Source organism: Actinosynnema sp. ALI-1.44, assembly GCF_001984155.1.
Taxonomy (GTDB): Bacteria; Actinomycetota; Actinomycetes; order Mycobacteriales; family Pseudonocardiaceae; genus Kibdelosporangium.
Genome location: NZ_MTQO01000034.1, coordinates 165,360 through 182,170, shown reverse-complemented (window position 1 = coordinate 182,170; position 16,811 = coordinate 165,360). Strand labels below are relative to the sequence as shown.

General features: G+C 68.0%; 13 protein-coding genes. 7 read left to right on the top strand and 6 right to left on the bottom strand.

Annotated features, from left to right (window positions below; all coding sequences use genetic code 11):
• Window positions 1–26 precede the first annotated feature (26 nt).
• From ALI144C_RS08390 to ALI144C_RS08380, 3 genes are all read right to left on the bottom strand, one after another.
• Window positions 27–251 (bottom strand): DUF5988 family protein, encoded by a 225-nt coding sequence (locus tag ALI144C_RS08390; RefSeq protein ID WP_083752851.1) that lies wholly within the window; start codon window positions 249–251, stop codon window positions 27–29.
• 181 nt (window positions 252–432) lie between these two features.
• A complete protein-coding gene (locus ALI144C_RS08385) occupies window positions 433–747 on the bottom strand; it encodes a hypothetical protein (RefSeq protein ID WP_076986434.1) in 315 nt (104 codons plus the stop codon).
• A 352-nt stretch (window positions 748–1,099) separates the two neighbouring features.
• On the bottom strand, window positions 1,100–2,140 hold the full coding sequence (locus ALI144C_RS08380) for a transcriptional regulator (RefSeq protein WP_237774043.1): 1,041 nt from the start codon (window positions 2,138–2,140) through the stop codon (window positions 1,100–1,102).
• 950 nt (window positions 2,141–3,090) lie between these two features.
• Here ALI144C_RS08380 and ALI144C_RS08375 point away from each other — a divergent pair.
• On the top strand, window positions 3,091–4,653 hold the full coding sequence (locus ALI144C_RS08375) for a PucR family transcriptional regulator (RefSeq protein ID WP_076986432.1): 1,563 nt from the start codon (window positions 3,091–3,093) through the stop codon (window positions 4,651–4,653).
• Between the two features lie 84 nt (window positions 4,654–4,737).
• Here ALI144C_RS08375 and ALI144C_RS08370 read toward each other — a convergent pair whose 3' ends face one another.
• Entirely contained in the window at window positions 4,738–5,559 is an 822-nt protein-coding gene (locus ALI144C_RS08370) for an ABC transporter permease (protein ID WP_076986431.1), read from the bottom strand.
• Window positions 5,556–6,536, bottom strand: coding sequence for an ATP-binding cassette domain-containing protein (locus tag ALI144C_RS08365; protein WP_076986430.1), 981 nt, complete (start codon window positions 6,534–6,536; stop codon window positions 5,556–5,558). Before ALI144C_RS08365 ends, ALI144C_RS08370 begins: the two co-directional genes overlap by 4 nt.
• Before the next feature lie 103 nt (window positions 6,537–6,639).
• Between ALI144C_RS08365 and ALI144C_RS08360 the strand changes: the two genes are divergently transcribed.
• The 6 genes from ALI144C_RS08360 (at window position 6,640) to ALI144C_RS08335 (ending at window position 13,204) form a co-directional block, all read left to right on the top strand.
• Entirely contained in the window at window positions 6,640–7,239 is a 600-nt protein-coding gene (locus ALI144C_RS08360) for a TetR/AcrR family transcriptional regulator (RefSeq protein WP_076986429.1), read from the top strand.
• A 47-nt stretch (window positions 7,240–7,286) separates the two neighbouring features.
• Window positions 7,287–8,225 carry a helix-turn-helix domain-containing protein gene (locus ALI144C_RS08355; RefSeq protein ID WP_076986428.1) on the top strand — a complete coding sequence of 313 codons (939 nt, stop codon included), beginning with the start codon at window positions 7,287–7,289 and terminating at the stop codon, window positions 8,223–8,225.
• 37 nt (window positions 8,226–8,262) lie between these two features.
• The gene (locus ALI144C_RS08350) at window positions 8,263–8,619 is read left to right on the top strand and encodes an HPF/RaiA family ribosome-associated protein (RefSeq protein ID WP_076986458.1); all 357 of its coding nucleotides are present in this window, start codon (window positions 8,263–8,265) and stop codon (window positions 8,617–8,619) included.
• A 278-nt stretch (window positions 8,620–8,897) separates the two neighbouring features.
• Window positions 8,898–9,782, top strand: a complete 885-nt coding sequence (locus tag ALI144C_RS08345; protein ID WP_076986427.1) for a serine hydrolase — start codon at window positions 8,898–8,900, stop codon at window positions 9,780–9,782.
• 205 nt (window positions 9,783–9,987) lie between these two features.
• Window positions 9,988–11,616 (top strand): GMC family oxidoreductase, encoded by a 1,629-nt coding sequence (locus ALI144C_RS08340; RefSeq protein ID WP_076986426.1) that lies wholly within the window; start codon window positions 9,988–9,990, stop codon window positions 11,614–11,616.
• A 13-nt stretch (window positions 11,617–11,629) separates the two neighbouring features.
• Window positions 11,630–13,204, top strand: coding sequence for a succinic semialdehyde dehydrogenase (locus ALI144C_RS08335; protein WP_076986425.1), 1,575 nt, complete (start codon window positions 11,630–11,632; stop codon window positions 13,202–13,204).
• A 52-nt stretch (window positions 13,205–13,256) separates the two neighbouring features.
• Here ALI144C_RS08335 and ALI144C_RS08330 read toward each other — a convergent pair whose 3' ends face one another.
• Window positions 13,257–16,655 carry an ABC transporter substrate-binding protein gene (locus ALI144C_RS08330; protein WP_076986424.1) on the bottom strand — a complete coding sequence of 1,133 codons (3,399 nt, stop codon included), beginning with the start codon at window positions 16,653–16,655 and terminating at the stop codon, window positions 13,257–13,259.
• Window positions 16,656–16,811 lie beyond the last annotated feature (156 nt).

The window sequence follows — 16,811 nt, the reverse complement described above, 5'->3', positions numbered from 1 at the left end:
GCACGACCACGACGTCGTTTTTGGTATCACTCGGCAACGTAGGTGCGGAGACTCCACACAAAGACTTTGACTTCACGACCATCGACGAGCGTGGTCTCGGAACTGGCCTCGAAGTGCTCGTAACGATTGCCGAACAGGAGGCTGACCTTCGGCACGTCGAGATCCGGCACATAACGCAGCCGGTCCGCGTCGGCGATCGTCTGGGCAGAGCCTCCGCTGAGGAACACGTTCGGAGCGAGTTTGTCGTCCATGTTCATCCTCACCATCTGGACTTGCGGTTCCATCACTTGCTCGAAACCCCGAATCGGGGTTCCGGTGCGTTTTCGCGCCGGTTCGCCGCGGCACAGGTAGGGCCGGATGCCGGGGGACGCACCCGGCCCTGGTCCGCATGTCAGCGGAAGGCAGGTCGCCCTCTCGCGTGCGCCCATGGGGTCACGACGCGACTTCGGCCTTGTCCTTGGTCTGCCCCTCCTCGCTGTCGTCGGCCGTGGCGGGCTGCGCCGGGACGCTCAGGCCGGGAATGGACAGGTCCGGGATCGCCTTGATGGCCGTGAAACCAGCCTCGATCGCCTCGGCGAGCGTCGGCGCGACATCGTTCTCGAAGTCGATTCGGGTCACCGCGATTTCCGCGTTCGTCGGCAGGGTGTCGCCGACGAAGGACATGTTCGCCTGGCTCGTCTCCTTGAGCGTGACAGTTTCCTGGTCGGTCACTTCCCGGTTCAGGACAAGCGAGAATCTGTACGTCATGGCTTGACTACTCCTTGAATGGATACGAAAGGGGTTCCTCAGGATCCGCCGACTTAATTGCGACCCTAACAGCGGCGTCGACACGCACTCAAGAGTCGCTGAACACCGGCTCGACGCACTTTTCGAGCAGCGGTGGAAGTGTTCGGCCGGACCCTCGAATCACCGAATCACCCTCGAACGGCGAAGCGGCGTTCAACTGCGATCCCCCCGCAGTTGAACGCCGCCGTCACATGCACTCCGCGAACGGCCCCCAACCGTTTCGCACATCAAGAACAATGCCCCAGAAATGTTCTACCCCAGTGAAAACCGCCCGACGTGGCGCGGCGTTTTCGGACACACGAGACAGAAGAACCTATTCGGGATTCACGGCCCGGGCCCGCCGGTCGAGCAACTGGGCGAACTCGGTCCAGATCTGAGAGTTGCGACGGGACAGTCCGACGATCAACTCGATACAGTGCGGTGGCACCGACGCGACAATGTCCTCCATATCCTTCGCGCCCAACTCGTTCTCCTTGAACAACCTCAGCAAGCGCCGCCCCAGTTCGCTTTGCCGCAGCGAAGGATCACGCATGAGCTTCTCGAGTGTGGCGAGTGCCGGTAACCTGATCACCGAAGATCCGTCGGTCGATCGGGACCCGCTTGGCGTTTCCTCCTCCGGCGCGGCGACCGCGCTCCCTTGGTTGCGAACAGGATCCTCACCGCGCTCGAGCCGCCGCCGCACATCGAGCGCCGTCGCGGGCGAGACCCCCGCCATCCGGGCCACCTGACGCACGGAGGCCTCCGGGTTCTCCTTCATCAGTTCCGCCGCACGCAGCCGTCCCTTCGCACCGTTGAGCGGGCGGACCTTGCCGTCCCGGCCGATCCGGACAGTCGACTTCGGCACCGAATGGGACGAAAGCCGCAGTTGAGCGACCGCACGGGCACTGAGGCCGGTGGACTTCGCGATCGCCCGGTCCGACATCGCCGGATGCGACTTGAGGATCCGCCCCGCCGCCGCGGCGCGGTCGGCGTGGGTGAGCGGGAGGCCGTGCTCGACGTTGGACTCGACCGCCTTGAGGAACGCGTCCTCACTGCTGCCGTCGAAGAACTCGACGTCGATCAGGCGCTGCCCCTTGAGCGACGCGGCCATCAGGCGGTGGATCCCGTCGATCACGCGCATGGTGGTCCGGTCGACCAGGATCGGCGGGAGCGGACCCTCCAGCGCCGCCAGCCGCAGCACGTGGTCCTTGTCCTCGCCTTCCAGACGTGGTGATTCCCCTACCAACACCTCCATAATCGGAACAGCTGCGATTCCAAGCCCATACTCGCTCACCTCAGTCGATATCGCGTCGGAGTATAAGCCACCCGTCATTGTAATCCCCCAGTTTTTATCGCCCCGCAGTTTTTTCGCCACCCAGATGCGGAGCTACTTTCTTGTGCATGCCTGCGACACGCCGGCATAACGCACGAAACTACCTGTCGACAGCAATCCGCAAAGGTCCAACCGGACCCACCCCGCCCGGTCACACCGCTGGGCTACCCCATTGAGCCCAGTCCGACTCCCGCGCCCGGCCTACCGCCTACGTCCAGGCTTGACGAGCCGTCATCGCACACCCCCTTGCACAGACGATCAACCGTCCCCGGTGAGGGTTACCTTCGCGTAGTCGGATGCCCACGTCAAACACGGTGTACACCGAATTCCCAGCGCAACCGGCACGTCACAGACCGTCGGCTCCGCCTGCTCAGCCGCCTGCGGGCACCGGTGGCCGAGCCGCATTCGGCAGCCGGATTTCCGGCGCCATCCGACGGCGTTCAACCGCACCGGATCGTCAGTTAAACGTCCGCCCTGTCATTGATTCATCCCACGGACATGATCCGTACAGCCGATCGACAATGGCGGCGGGAAGGCCGTACGGCGGTTCGCCGCTCCCCTGACCACGATGCCCGGCCACCTGTGAAAAAAGTTTGGGAAAACATAAAATCCACTGTTCAGCGACCCACCGGGGGCCGCCCGCGATCGCCGCCCGCGGCGGTTGTGACGTGGTGGCGTGGTCGGTGAAGTCGGCGTGCGCGGCGCGGCGGAGACCCTGCCATGGCGACAGTCGCCTCAGCCCGCTGACCGGTGTGACGTGGACAATGTGCGAACCGCCAAACAGGTGTGGCGTCACAGGGCGTTTCGCCCAATGACCCCGGCCTCCCGCCGCTGGTTCGCTCACACCACATCGGAGGCGAGTCAATGCCGCCACCGACTACCGCTCCCGCGCCGGTGGTCTGTTCCAGCGAGGGTGCCTGGTGCACTGGGACGGTGTCCGGGCACATCCCGCACAAGCACTGAACCCGCGCTGAACCGGGCAGAATGGACGAATGTGGATCAGTCTCGGGCAGTTGCTTGCCCTGGGCCTGCTGCCCGGCCACGAACTGCTCGGCGGCGCGGCGGGCCTGGACACCCCGCTGCGGGCGGTGCTGCCCGGCACGTCGGCCCGCGAGGTCGGCGATCTCGGCCGCGGCACCCTGGTGGTCTTCGAACCTGGCCGCCTCGACGCCGCCGATCCGGGAACCGACCTGGCGATCCGGTTCGGGCACCGCGCCGGGATCGCGGGGGTGGTGCTGCAACGCCCGCCGACACCGGTCCCGCCGGCCACCCAACGCCTCTCGGACAAGCTAGGCGTACCGGTCATCCTGCTGGACCGGGTCGACACCGCGGCGGTCATCGCTGCGTTGGACCCCCACGTCCAACGCCCGGAAGTGGCCGGCGCGAGGCAGCTCAACGAGGTGGCGAACCGCCTGCGCACCGCCCGCGGGCATCCGGACGACCTGGTCCGTGTCCTCGCCGCGACACTGAAATGCCCGGTGGCGCTGGTCGACGGCGAAGGCCGCGTGGTCGGCGGCGACGCGGCGACCGGCGAAGCGCTCACGTCGCTGGAACAACTGCGGCACAGGCCAACGCCGTTCCACCTCGACACCACGGAACGGCAACGCCTGCTGTTGCAGCCGTTGGTCCTCACCCCGGACGGGCCGGCCAACCTCTGGCTGGTGGCCCGGCTGCCTGCCGGATCGCCGCTGACCGACTCGACACGGAACGCGTTGGGAATAGCAGCGTGGGCGTTCACCGCCTACCTGGCAACGGAAGCACTCACCGCGGAACGAGCAAGCAGTCAGCGCGCACTGCTGCTCACCGAGATCCTCGAACACGCCGACGCGCCCCCACGCCGCACAGTCGAGCGCGCGACCGCGGCGGGCTGGCGTCTGTCCGGCTGGCACACAGCGGTGCACATCGCATCCATCCAACCCACGGGCCGCGCCCATCCCCACGACCTGCCGCAGCGGATCGAACAGGCGCTCGCGCACCACGGAATCCACGCGAACCTGGTCGAACGACCAGAAGGATGGGCATTCTGGCACACGTCCGACACGGAACCCGACCCGGCCGACGGCCCTGCCCTCACCCGCACCATCCGCCGGGCGCTTCTGGCAGAGGAACGCGGCGAACGTCGCCTGTGCGCGGGAATCGGACAGCCCTACATCGGCACCGTCGGCCTGAAGACCTCGCTGCACGAAGCACAGCAGGCATGCGTGCTCGCCCGTACCCAAGACGTCGCCGGTGCGGTGGAGCACATCGACGCCATGAGCGTGAAACGCCTGCTGGCCGGGTGGTACGGCTCAAGACCGCTCCGCGAGGCAGCGACCGGACTGCTCGAACCGTTGACCACGGCGGACCCCAGCGGAGAACTGGTACGAACCCTCGGCTGCTACCTCGACCATGAGTCCTCGGCAACCACGACCGCGATCGTGCTGGGTGTGCACCGCAACACCGTGCTGCACCGGCTCGAGCGGATCAAGGCACTGCTGGACGTCGACCTGTCCCGGCCGGACGAACGGCTCGCCACCCACCTGGCCACCCAGGTGGCCAGACTCAGTGACGACTGACCGTTTTCTGGTGCGTCACGTGCATCTCGACGCGCCGCACAGGGCCGCGACAAACGTGGTACAGAACGGAGTGATCCCCGCGCCTCAGCGGCTCATGGTCTGGAACCGCCTGACCGCGAGCGGGAAGAAGACCAGGATCAGCACGGTCGGCCACAGGATGGCCATCACCAGTGGATTGTCGGCCGCCCACGTCGAACCACCGACCCCCGGGTTGCCGAACAGGTCCCTCGTGGCCGCCACCGTCGCCGACATCGGATTCCACTCGGCAGCGTGACCCAGCCAAGTCGGCATCAAACCGGGCGCGACGAACGTGTTCGCGATCATCGCGAACGGCAGGACCAACGGGAACAGCGCGGTCGCGCTCTCCGGCGTCCGCAGCAGCAGCCCGATGTAGATCCCGACCCAGATCAGCGCGAACCGCAACAGCAACAACAGCCCGATCGCGGCGAGTGTCGCCCCGAAGCTCCCGTTCGGACTCCAGCCGACCGCGAGCCCGCACAGGATCAGCGCGGCGAGGTCGAGTGCCGCGCGCACCATGTCGGCGACGCTCCGCCCGGCGACCACGGCCGAACCGGCCATGGGCATCGACCGGAACCGGTCGGTGACACCGCGGGAGGTGTCCGTGACGACCGCGCTCGCGGTGATCACGAGCCCGAAGACCATCGTCATCCCGAACAACCCGGGAAGCAGGAACTCCCGGTAGTCCCCGCCACCGGGCACCACCACCGCGCTGCCGAAGACGTAGCCGAACAGCAGCACCGACAGGACAGGGAACAGCAGGCCCCCGAAGACCTCCTCCGGCGAACGGATCCAGTGCGTCAGATCCCGCCGGGAGACAGTCAGTCCGTCGTGGATCGCCCACTTCAACCGCGCGGCGGGGCCGCGCGGGACCGGAACGGTCGTCATGCCAGTTCCTCCAGTGGCTCAGCGGACTCCGCCGGGCGGCCGGTCAGCCGGACGAACACCTCATCCAAAGTGGACTTCCGGATACCGATGTCGCTCACCACGATCTCCTCGGCATCGAAGATCCGGATCACCTCGGTCAACGTCCCCACCCGGTCGGCCGCGGGCACGCTGACCCGTGGGACGTCCTCGTGCGCCGACGCCGCCGCCCCGGTGATCGCGGTCAGGACCGCCGTCGCCCTGGCGATGTCCCCGGGGTTCGCCAGCACGACGTCGAGCTGGTCGCTGCCGATCTCGGACTTCAGCTCGACCGGAGTCCCCGCCGCGATCACCGTGCCGTGGTCGACCACGGAGATGCTGTCCGCCAACTGGTCCGCCTCGTCGAGGTAGTGCGTGGTGAGCAGGACCGTGGTGCCCTGACTGACGAGCTGCCGGACTGCGCGCCACACTTCCATGCGGTGCCGGGGATCCATGCCTGTGGTCGGTTCGTCCAAGAACAGCACCGGTGGCGCCATGATGAAGCTGATCGCCAGGTCCAGCCGCCTGCGCATGCCACCCGAGTACTTCTTCGGCTGCTTGTTCGCCGCGTCCGCGAGGCCGAACTGCTCCAGCAGTTCGTCGGCCCGGCGCCGGGCCTGCTTGGCGCTGAGGTGGTAGAGCTTGCCGAACATCTCGAGGTTGCCCCGGCCGGTGAGCACGTCGTCGACCGCCGCGTTCTGCCCGGTCAGCCCGATGCGGTAGCGGACTTCCCACGGGCGGCGCACCACGTCGAACCCCGCGACCTCCGCGTGGCCCGCCGTTGGCCGCAGTAACGAGCACAGGATCCGCACCGCGGTGGATTTGCCCGCGCCGTTGGGTCCCAGCAGCCCGCAGACGGTGCCTGGCCGCACAGCGAGATCGAACCCGTCCAGCGCGCGGGTGTCGCCGTACACCTTGACCAGGCCTCTGGTGCGGATCGCGAACTCGGTTGATGTGGTCATCCAGCTCCCCTCCCTCATTAAGTATACGTCTGAATATACTCATCACCGTATACTTGCACATGAGTACACTCCTGGGGCAGTCGATCGGTGGGAGCCGCTGTCCATGTCTTCGAACCCGGAAGGCACCGAGGCGCGCCCGCGTCGGCTGCGCCGCCAGGAACGCCGGGAGCAGATCCTCGACGCGGCCACTCGCGCCTTCGCCAAGGCAGGTGGCTTCACCCCGACCAACCTCGACGACGTCGCGGCCGAGTCCGGCGTGACGCGGATGATCCTGTACCGCCACTTCGACTCGAAGACCGATCTCTACCGAGCGGTTCTCGATCGCGCGGCGCTGCGGCTGCACGCGGCGGCGACCAGCGGTGGCGAACTGGGCGACCACAGCGTGGCAGGCATGCTGCGGTGGGCATCGGACGACCCGGACGCCTTCCGGCTGCTGTTCCACCACGCGGCACGGGAAGCCGACTTCCGCGACGACGTCGACGGTGTCCGCGAAGCCATGGTCGCCGCGTTGCTGCCCCACATGGAAAAGGTCGCCGTCAGCGAGCAATGGGCCGCCTGGGCGGCGAACCTCGCCACCACCACGGTGATCGAGGCGATCATGGCGTGGCTCGACGCGGGCCGCCCCGACGAGGACGAGGCGGTCGACCGCGTCCTGCGAGCGGTCGACGGCATCTACCAGGCCGTCGTCCCCGCCACCCCCTGACGTCCGGGATCTTTTGCCTGCGGCGGCGCTGTGCCACGGTGGTCCGCATGCGCCGAACCACCGTGCTGCCGGGAACCCCCGATCCAGTGACGCGCCGCGGCGAGCCACCGATGCACCCGCTCGTGGTTCCCGGCCCGGCCGCGGCACCGTTCGTGATCGGCGGATTCGACTTCTTCGGGCCCGACGCCCGTGCCTCCTTCGCCCACCGGCACACGTACCACGAGATCATCCACATCACCGGCGGCACAGGGGCACACGTGGTGGACATGACCGCCTACGGTCTGGACCCGCCGAACCTGGCAGTCGTGCGCTCCGGCCAACTGCACCACTGGGACGACGTGACGGGCCTCGAAGGAACACTCGTCCTGTTCACCGAGGACTTCCTGATCGACCACCGCGATGACCGCGACCTGCTGCGCGACATGGGAAACCGGCCATGGCTCACCCCGCGCGGCGAGGATCACGCGATGCTCGCCGGAATCATCGACGAACTGGAGTACGAGTTCCGATCCGGTTGCGAGACAACGCTGCGAGCACTGCTGCACGTGTTGATCGTGCGGCTCGCCCGCACAGCCGGGACCACGCGGTCAAGCGCTCCCGCTCGGAGCAAGGACGTGGCGAACGAGTTCGCTGCGCTGACGAATCGCGCCGACCTGGCACTGTGGACTGTCCGGGACTACGCCCGGCGGATCGGTGTGACCCCGCAGCACCTGGCGGCGGCGGTCCGCGCCGCGACCGGCCGGAGTCCGGCGGAGGTCATCCGCGAGGCACGGGTGATCGAGGCCAAACGGTTGCTCGCCCGTACCAGCCTGTCCGTCCGGCAGGTCGCGCGGCGAACCGGCTTCGCCGACCCCGCGTACTTCTGCCGCTTCTTCCGACGTGAGACGTCGCTGAGCCCCGGCGCGTTCCGCCGACGTGGCGACCACATGCCCTCGCCGACGCCGTCCTCGCCAATCTGCAAGGTGGCCCACGGTCCCTTAGTGTGACGTGATCCGCATGTCGTAGTTCATCAGGAGGGTGCACGTGCAGATCCAGGTCAACACCGACCACAACATCGACGGTGGCGAGAAGCTGGCCACCTACGTGACAACCGAACTGGCCGCCAGCCTGTCGCGGTTCGACCGGTGGTTGACCCGCGTGGAGGTGCATCTCACTGTGGACGCCGCGGGGCGAATCGACGACAAGCGCTGCGTGATCGAAGCCAGGCCCGCCGGTGCCCAGCCCGTCGCCGTCACCCACCACGCGGGCTCGGTGGACGACGCGTACACCGGGGCCGCGCAGAAGCTGGAAAAAGTGTTGGACACCAAGTACTCCCGTGCGCACGACCACAAAGGCGGCGACACGATCCGCCACATGGAGCCCGTCGACGACGCGGACTGACCGTCTGGCAAGGACTCGCCTTGAGCTGCCGGTGAACGAACAGATCGCTGGCTGACACCACCTCGGCGGCGGTGACGAGGTCGTCGACTTCGCTGGTCAAGAGGCGTTCCCGAACATCAGACCCGGCACGGGCACATCGGCCATTCGGCCGATCCGCGCGCCAGGTCGCGGCTGGGTTGTCCACCGGTTGGCCCGAATGGACCGGCTCTTCGGACGAGGCCCGCGATTCCCGATCTGCATAGCTTTCGGGTGTTCGCGTTTCCAGCCGGAGGTGGGCCGTGCTCAAGCAGGTCGGACAGGTCAAGGTGCTCGTCGGGATCGCCGTGCTCGTCGTGGCGGGAGGTCTGGCCACCGCGATCGCCGTGAACAGCGACTCCGGAAGCGACGACTGGCACACCGCGTGCGGCTCGGCTCCGGCCAAGGCTGCGGGCAGGCACACGAGCGTCATCGCCGACGCCCGGAAAGCGTTACTGAGCAACGGGAAAGACCCTCAGCTCGGGATCGAGGTCGTCGATCTCGGCACGTGCGCGGTGGAACTGAGCTGGAAGGCCGATCAGGCGCAGCCCACCGCCTCCGTGGTGAAGCTGCTCATCGCGCTCGACCTGATCGACAGGTCCGGGTTGCCCTCTGGCAGCGAAGCGGATGCCGTCCGTGACATGCTCATGGTCAGCGACGACCGTGTCGCCAGCCGACTGTGGCAGCAGCACGGCGGGCCTGCGATCGTCCGCAGGCAGGCCAAGAAGCTGGGTCTCGAGCACACCTCGCCTCCCACCGACGCCGGCCAGTGGGGCTCCACCCGGATGTCGCCCACCGACGTCATCTCGGTCTACCGGCACATCACCGCAAGCCTGCCCGAGGAGGAACGCGCCTTCCTCACCGAGGCGATGCACGGCGCCCCGGCCACCGCCGCCGACGGTTTCGGCCAGCACTTCGGGATCCCACGCGCGTTCCCCGGCGCGAACTGGGCGGTGAAGCAGGGCTGGGGCCGGTCCGACGGCCGACGGGTGCTCAACACGACAGGCCTGGTCCGAACCGCGTCCCGGGCCTTCGCCATCGCGGTGATGGGCTCCTGGGACGAAACCGTCGACTGGACCACCGCGACCGAGGCGCTCACGACCGCCACCAGCGCGCTGAAGGGTACCCTCGCCGCCAGCGGCGGCTGACCGATGCTCAGCCGGTCACCCCACTCCGCGCCCGCACTCGCTGGCCGCGACCCGCTCCTCCTGCGGGTTGTAACTCGTTCTTGCCGTAGGCCCCGCTGCCTCGACCAGGCACCACCGTTGCGAAACCGGGTGGGAACGCTATACCGTGGCACCGAAGTAGAACAGGTTGCAGTTTCGGGCGGCGGGCCGGACCGAGGAGCGGACAGTGGCGAAAAGGGCGGCGCGGAGCGACCAGGCCGACTACGTGGTCGTAGGGTCGGGCAGCTCGGGGGCCGCGATCGCGGGCAGGCTGGCGCAGTCGGGCGCGAGCGTGATCGTGCTCGACGCGGGCAAGACCGACGAGAAGCTGCTGATCCGCAAACCGGGGCTGGTCGGTCCGATGCACGCGGTGCCCCAGCTGAAGAAGCTTTTCGACTGGGGCTACTACTCGGTGCCGCAGAAACACCTGCTCGACCGCAGGATGCCGGTGCCGCGTGGCAAGGTGGTCGGCGGTTCCAGCTCCATCAACGGCATGGTCTACGTGCGCGGCAACCGCTCCAACTACGACTCGTGGGCGGCCGAGGGCAACACCGGCTGGGACGCCGACAGCGTGAACGCCGCCTACAAGCGGATGGAGGACTTCGAGGACGGCGAGAACGCGTTCCGCGGCGCGGGCGGGCCGATCCGGATCACCCGCAACAAGAGCCCGGAAGAGGGGACGCTCCAGTTCATCCAGGCGACCGCCGACGCGCTCGGCTGCGAGATCCTCGACGACTACAACGCCGAGTCACAAGAAGGCGTCAGCCGGATGCAGCAGAACGCCGCCGACGGCCTGCGCTACAGCGCCTCACGCGGCTACATCCACCATCTCGCGCCCGCGACGCTGCAACTGCAGTCCGGTGTACTGGCGAGGAAGGTCGTCATCGAGAACGGGCGCGCGGTCGGCGTCGAAGTCACCGACGCCAACGGCACCCAACGCACCGTCCGCGCAGGCAAGGAAGTCATCCTCTCGGCCGGGTTCGTCGGATCCGCGCAACTGCTCATGCTGTCCGGCGTCGGCCACGCAGAGCACCTCAGGGCGCACGGCATCGACGTGGTCGCGGACCTGCCGGTCGGCGACAACCTGCACGACCACATGTTCCACGCGCTGACCTTCCACGTGTCGTCGAGCAGGAACACGGGAACCGCGCCGTACTTCGCGCGCGGCCTGGCCCGCGAGCTGCTGCGGCCCGGCACCACGTTCCTGGCGAACTCGGTCTTCGAAGCGGTCGCGTTCCTCAGGACGTCCCAGGCCGACACGGTCCCCGACCTGCAGTTGCACCTCCTGCCTTGGGCGTACGTGTCACCCAACCAGGACGCGCCGATCCGGCACGACATCGACAAGCGCACCGCGCTCACCGTGCTGACGACGCTGATCTACCCCAAGAGCCGCGGCACGTTGCGGCTCGCTTCCGCCGACCCCGCGGCGACGCCGCTCATCGACTACCAGTACCTGGCCGACCCCGCCGACCTGGAGGTGCTCGGCGAGGGCTCGGAGATGGTGCGCGAGATCTTCGCGTCGAAGGCGTTCAAGGGCGCGGTCAAGGAGGAGATCCACCCGGGTAAGCGCCTCGAAGGCCAGGAGTTGCGTGACGCGATCCTGAACCGGGCGACCTCGGTCTACCACGGCGTCGGCACGTGCCGGATGGGGGTCGACGAGCTCGCCGTCGTCAGTCCCGACCTCAAAGTTCGCGGCGTCGACGGCCTGCGGGTCTGCGACGCCTCGATCATGCCGTCGATCACCGGCGGCAACACCAACGCGCCCTGCATCATGATCGGCGAAATGGGTGCGCAACTGATCCTCTCGGCCAACTGACGGGACGAGGCCCATGACCCTCACGCAGCCCGGACTCACGCGCCCCGCTTCGGCGACCGACGCGCTACTGCGTCAGCTCGTCGCCAGAGTGCCGGGCTCGACCAGTGCGACCTGGACGCTCACCGAGGTCTACACGGGCGATGCCGTGGTCGATCTGCCCCAGTCGACGCCCGCCGACGTCGAACAGGCCTTCGCCGTGGCACGTGCGGCGCAGCGCAAGTGGGCCGCCACACCGCTCAAAGAGCGGCTGGCGGTGTTCAAACGGGCGCATGCGCTCTTCGTCGGCAACGCGCGCACCGTCGCCGATCTCATCCAGGTCGAAAGCGGCAAGAACCGGCGGATGGCGATCGAAGAGACGTGCGACCCGGCGATGGTGATGAGCCACTACCTCAAACGGGCCACCAAGCTGCTGGCGTCCACGACGCGCGGCGGGCCGGTCCCGTTGCTGACCACCTCGACCGAGATCCGACAGCCCAAAGGTGTCGTCGGCATCATCGCTCCGTGGAACTTCCCCTTCGCCACCGGCATCTCCGACGCCGTCCCGGCGCTGATGGCCGGCAACGCGGTCGTGCTGAAGCCCGACAACAAGACGGCGCTCTCCCCGCTGTACGGCGTGCGGTTGCTGGAAGAGGCCGGTCTGCCCACGGGCCTGTTCCAGGTGGTGTGCGGCGAGGGCCCGGATGTCGGCCCCACGCTGATCGACCACGCCGACTACGTGATGTTCACCGGGTCCACGGCCACCGGCCGGATCATCGGCGAACGGGCCGGCCGCAACCTGATCGGCTGCTGCCTCGAACTCGGCGGCAAGAACCCGATGATCGTGCTGGACGACGCCGACCTCGACGCGGCCGCGCAGGGTGCCGTCTTCGGCGCTTTCGGCAACACCGGGCAGATCTGCATGCACATCGAACGGATCTACCTGCCGGAGTCCCGGTACGACTCGTTCAAGGACACCTTCGTGGCCAAGGCGAAAGCGCTCGACGTCCGCGCCTCCTACGACTTCGGCCCCGACATGGGCTCGCTCGTGTCCGTCGACCACATGCGCCGAGTCAAATCCCATGTGGACGATGCGGTCGCCAAGGGCGCCACGGTGCTGTGTGGTGGCAAGCCCCGCCCCGACCTGGGTCCCGCGTTCTTCGAGCCGACGATCCTCGAAGGCGTCACGAAGGACATGCACTGCGGCGTCACCGAAACCTTCGGACCGGTTGTCGCGCTGTACAAGTACAGCACCGTCGACGAGGCCGTGGCGCTGGCCAACGACACCGACTACGGCCTCAACGCCTCGGTCTGGGGCGGTGACGTCGCCGCGGCGCGTACCGTCGCAGCGCGCATCGAGTCCGGCAACCTGAACATCAACGACATCCTCGCCACCGCCTTCGCGTCCAAGGGCACACCGTCCGGTGGCCTCAAGAGCTCGGGCGTCGGCGCCCGCCACGGCGACCAGGGCCTGCTCAAGTACACCGACGCCAAGAACATGGCCGTGCTCAAGAAGCAGGTCATGGGCCCCCGGGGCGGCCAGACCTACGAGAAGTACGTCCAGGGGATGTTGTCCGGGCTGAAGCTCATGCGCAAACTCCGCATCCGGTAGCTTCGGTGCCGTGCAGTCGACCCAAGATCGAAGCTCCCCTGGCGCACGCGTGTCAGCTGGGTAGGTCGACGACGTTTCTGACGGTGAAGGCGCCGTCCGGGCCCACCTCGATCACCGGCAGCCGCCGACCGGTGGAGTTGCCCGTCGTGGCGTTGATCCCGAACGTGCCGCCGGCGCCGTTCACCGCGTTCTTCTTGCGGTCCAGCCGCCCCAGCGCCGCCCGAACCTCCTTGCGTGTCACCGTGGCGCCCGCGTCGAGCCCGCTGGCCGCCTGGCCGATCGACTCCGTGGTGGCGAGCATGGCGTCGTGCATCATGATGCCCCAGCCGTCGTCCAGGTCCCTCCTGTCGAACCCGAGCCGGTCGAACTCCTTGCCGATGGCCACGAACCCCGCGTCGTCGCGCATCGCGTCCGGGTCGAAGTGCGGGGTGTAGAGGATCGCGAGCTTCGCCTCGTTGTCCTTGGGGCGCAAGTCCCCGCGGGACCGCAACATCGAGGCGTCGGAGCCGGTCACCAGGGTGATCTGCCGGTCCAGCGCACAGCCTCGGGTGCGTAGGTTGCGGATCAGGTCGTCGAGCAGCACCGCGCGGCCCGCGTAGAGGATCGTGGTGGGTGCGCCGTCGACGCACAGGTCTTTGGCGATCTCCTTGAACTGGGTGTCCAGTGCGGCCTCGGTGTCGAACCGGCTTTCCACTGTGATCTGCGGACCGCGCCGATCGGTGGCCGCCTGCTTGAACTCCCGGTACAGCGTCGAGGTGTAGAGATCCTGGTCGTTGGTGTCGTACACCAGCATCGCCGTCCGGACACCGGATCCGGCCAGGAAGGTCGACAGCACCTCGATCTGGTCACCGGTTGTCGTGTTCACGCGGATGAAGCCCCTGATGTAGCCGGACTTGTCACCCTGCTTGTCGACGTTGATGTCGGTGGCGGTCACGACCGAGGCCACCATCGGGATGTCGGCCGCCGCGAGCGCCTTGGCGGCTTCCTGCGTCGGCACTGTGCTGAGCCCGATGCCGACCACTCCCACGAGGTCGTCCTCCGCGCTGGTGAGCTGGTCGACGACGTCCCGCCAGCCCTGCTGCGAGCTGCCGGGGTTGGCCAGCACCAGCCGCACTTTGGGCAGCCTGCCTTGCTGGTTCGCGGCGAGCTGCGCGACGTGCGCGCCCTCCAGTTGCGCCCGCACCCGTTCCCAGGTCACGCTGCCCGCGTCCTGCGGCAACGGTGTCATCGGGGTCATCACCGCGACCGTGACCCGCGGCTCGTTGGCGATCTTGTCGTTCTCGGCGTAGATCTTGCGCTGCACGTCGGCGATCCGGTCGTCGAAGACGTACGAGCTGTGCGCGACACCGACGCATTCGCCGTGGCGCTTGTACACGTCGTCGCCGCACGTCAAGAACTCCGTTACGGCGAAGATTCCTGCCACCGCCAACACCGCGACCACGGCCACCGCCGCGACGACCTTGACCCGCCTGCGCCTTCGCCGTTCCACAGTGGACACCGGAGGCACCATCGACGGGGCGGGCGGGGTACGAGCGACCGTGTTGCGGGACGCGGTCTCGGGCACGTCGTCGATGGTCTCGGCTCGCTCGTCGAGCACGTCGGCCTCGTGCCGCAGTTCGTTGCGGGCCGCCTTCGGGTCCTGCGCGAGCGTGCGCAGGTCGAACGCGGCGCTGCTGTACAGATCCTTGCGCTTGGTTGTGGTCAGTGGGTCCCGCGCGATCCACAGCGCCGCGACGATCCGGGCCGTCGTCCGGCTCCCCGTGTCCGAGGGCTGCCACCCGGCCGCGGCGAGCGCGCGGTCCGGTTTGGTGCTGTCGTGGTCGAGCTTCAGGTCGTTGGGTGCCTCGGTGATGGAGTGCAACGACTCGAGCCACGTCTTCGCGTCGGACAGCCCGTGCTCCAGCCAACCCACCACCGCCGCGACGTCCCGCGCGGCGAGAGCGTGATAGTGCCGATCTTCCTTTCCATTGTCCCGCAACCAGGTGTGCACCGCGAGCCAGCGCTCGCGCTGCTCGGCCAGCTCGGCGAGCATCAGGTTCCTGAACGCGGGCAGCATGACCCTCTTGTCACCCTCGACAACCTGGAGCTCCGCGGGCACCAGCGCGGCGTTGTCGGCGGGCTTGGCGATCAGTCCGCTGTCGCGCAACAGCTCGGCCTGGTCGAGGTCACGGGCCGCCGCACACGCCCGCAACTGCGTCAGCAACTCCTCGGCCGGGTCGTCACCGAGGAACTTGCGGCGCAACCGTTGCCGGACGGTGATCTGCTCGTCCTGATCGACCGAACCGGGGAACTCGTCGGCCAGCACCTCCCGCAACGAACCCGGCCTGCTCTCCCGATCGCTGAACGCCTTGACGAGCACGGCCGTCGCGGCGGGGTGGCCGAGCGTCATCCGGTAGATCCAGGCCGCGAACGTGCGCCGCTCGTCCATCCACGGCGGCGCCACGTCGTCCAGCATCCCGGTGACCTCGTCGAGGCTCAGGTCCCGCAGCCGCACCGGGTACGAGTCGGCGCGGTACTCACCCTGCCGCTGCTCCAGGTAGTTCGCGTAGCTCGCCTCCTCGGCGAACGGGATGCGCTCCTTCGGGTCCAGGTGCCGGGGCAGCCTGCCCCCGCTGGTCGCGACCACGGTCAGCGGGTCCGGCTCGGCGTTGCGGCGGGTGTCGGTGAGCGCCCGGTAGAGGATCCGGCCCTGCTTCGCGTCGATGTTGTCGAGCAGCAGGACGCAGTTCAGCGACCACCTGCGCTTGCGGCTGCCGGACCCGAACGCCGCGCGCAGGTCGGCGAGGAAGGCGCTCCACAGCAGCTCGGTCGCGGTCTTGCGCTGGTTCTCGCTCGCGTCCCTCCTGGTGAGCTGGTTGATCCTGATCAGCTGGAGGTACGCGGTGGACTTGTCCTTGCCGTAGTGGGTGAGTCCGGTGCCGAGCACGACCTGCTGGCTCCACCTGTTCGCCTTGAGCCCGCCAAGCACCAGCTCCGGGGCGTACCGCGCGGCCGGGCCGATCACCGGCACGAACTGGGCCGCCTGGTCGGCCATCACCCCGATGATCTCGCGCAGCTTGTCGACGTTGCGCATCTGCTCAAGCGCACGTTCCAACTGCTCCTGCTTCTTGCCGGTGGTGAGACCGGTGAAGTCCTGGGCGATCGCGACCTGAGCGGTGACGAACCGCGGGAACGGAACGGTCCCGTATCCCGCGGCGGTGAGGTTGAGGTCGAACGTGAGGCTCGCGAGCACCTCCCACGCGGCGTTGCTCTTCAACGTCGCGCAGTCGATGACGGCGTGCGGAACGGTGCCGACCAACTGCTGCCGCACCTCGTCGAGCAGCGCGGTCTTGCCCGAGCCCTTGGGTCCGGTGAACACCAGCATCGGTGTGCGCCGGGTGACCGGCACACCTCGGTGCTCCGGCCTTTCCATGAACTCCCGCACCAGAACGAGCAGGCTTTCCTGCGGCATCGGCGGCCCCCTCCCGGCGTCGATACGGACGCGAGGTCACATGGTCGACCGTCGCGGCAGGTGTTGTCACTGCTCCAAACGAATACAGTCGGTGCGCACATCGCGTTCCCCACGGCCAGCGGTGGCGTCACGGTCGCAGGCGGCCTGAGCTGTCCG

Bases quoted from the DNA above. Each gene is read 5' to 3' on its own strand.
- ALI144C_RS08390 (WP_083752851.1), bottom strand. From the start codon at position 251: ATGGACGACAAACTCGCTCCGAACGTGTTCCTCAGCGGAGGCTCTGCC.
- ALI144C_RS08385 (WP_076986434.1), bottom strand. From the start codon at position 747: ATGACGTACAGATTCTCGCTTGTCCTGAACCGGGAAGTGACCGACCAG.
- ALI144C_RS08375 (WP_076986432.1), top strand. From the start codon at position 3,091: ATGTGGATCAGTCTCGGGCAGTTGCTTGCCCTGGGCCTGCTGCCCGGC.
- ALI144C_RS08370 (WP_076986431.1), bottom strand. From the start codon at position 5,559: ATGACGACCGTTCCGGTCCCGCGCGGCCCCGCCGCGCGGTTGAAGTGG.
- ALI144C_RS08365 (WP_076986430.1), bottom strand. From the start codon at position 6,536: ATGACCACATCAACCGAGTTCGCGATCCGCACCAGAGGCCTGGTCAAG.
- ALI144C_RS08360 (WP_076986429.1), top strand. From the start codon at position 6,640: ATGTCTTCGAACCCGGAAGGCACCGAGGCGCGCCCGCGTCGGCTGCGC.
- ALI144C_RS08355 (WP_076986428.1), top strand. From the start codon at position 7,287: ATGCGCCGAACCACCGTGCTGCCGGGAACCCCCGATCCAGTGACGCGC.
- ALI144C_RS08335 (WP_076986425.1), top strand. From the start codon at position 11,630: ATGACCCTCACGCAGCCCGGACTCACGCGCCCCGCTTCGGCGACCGAC.
- ALI144C_RS08330 (WP_076986424.1), bottom strand. From the start codon at position 16,655: ATGCCGCAGGAAAGCCTGCTCGTTCTGGTGCGGGAGTTCATGGAAAGG.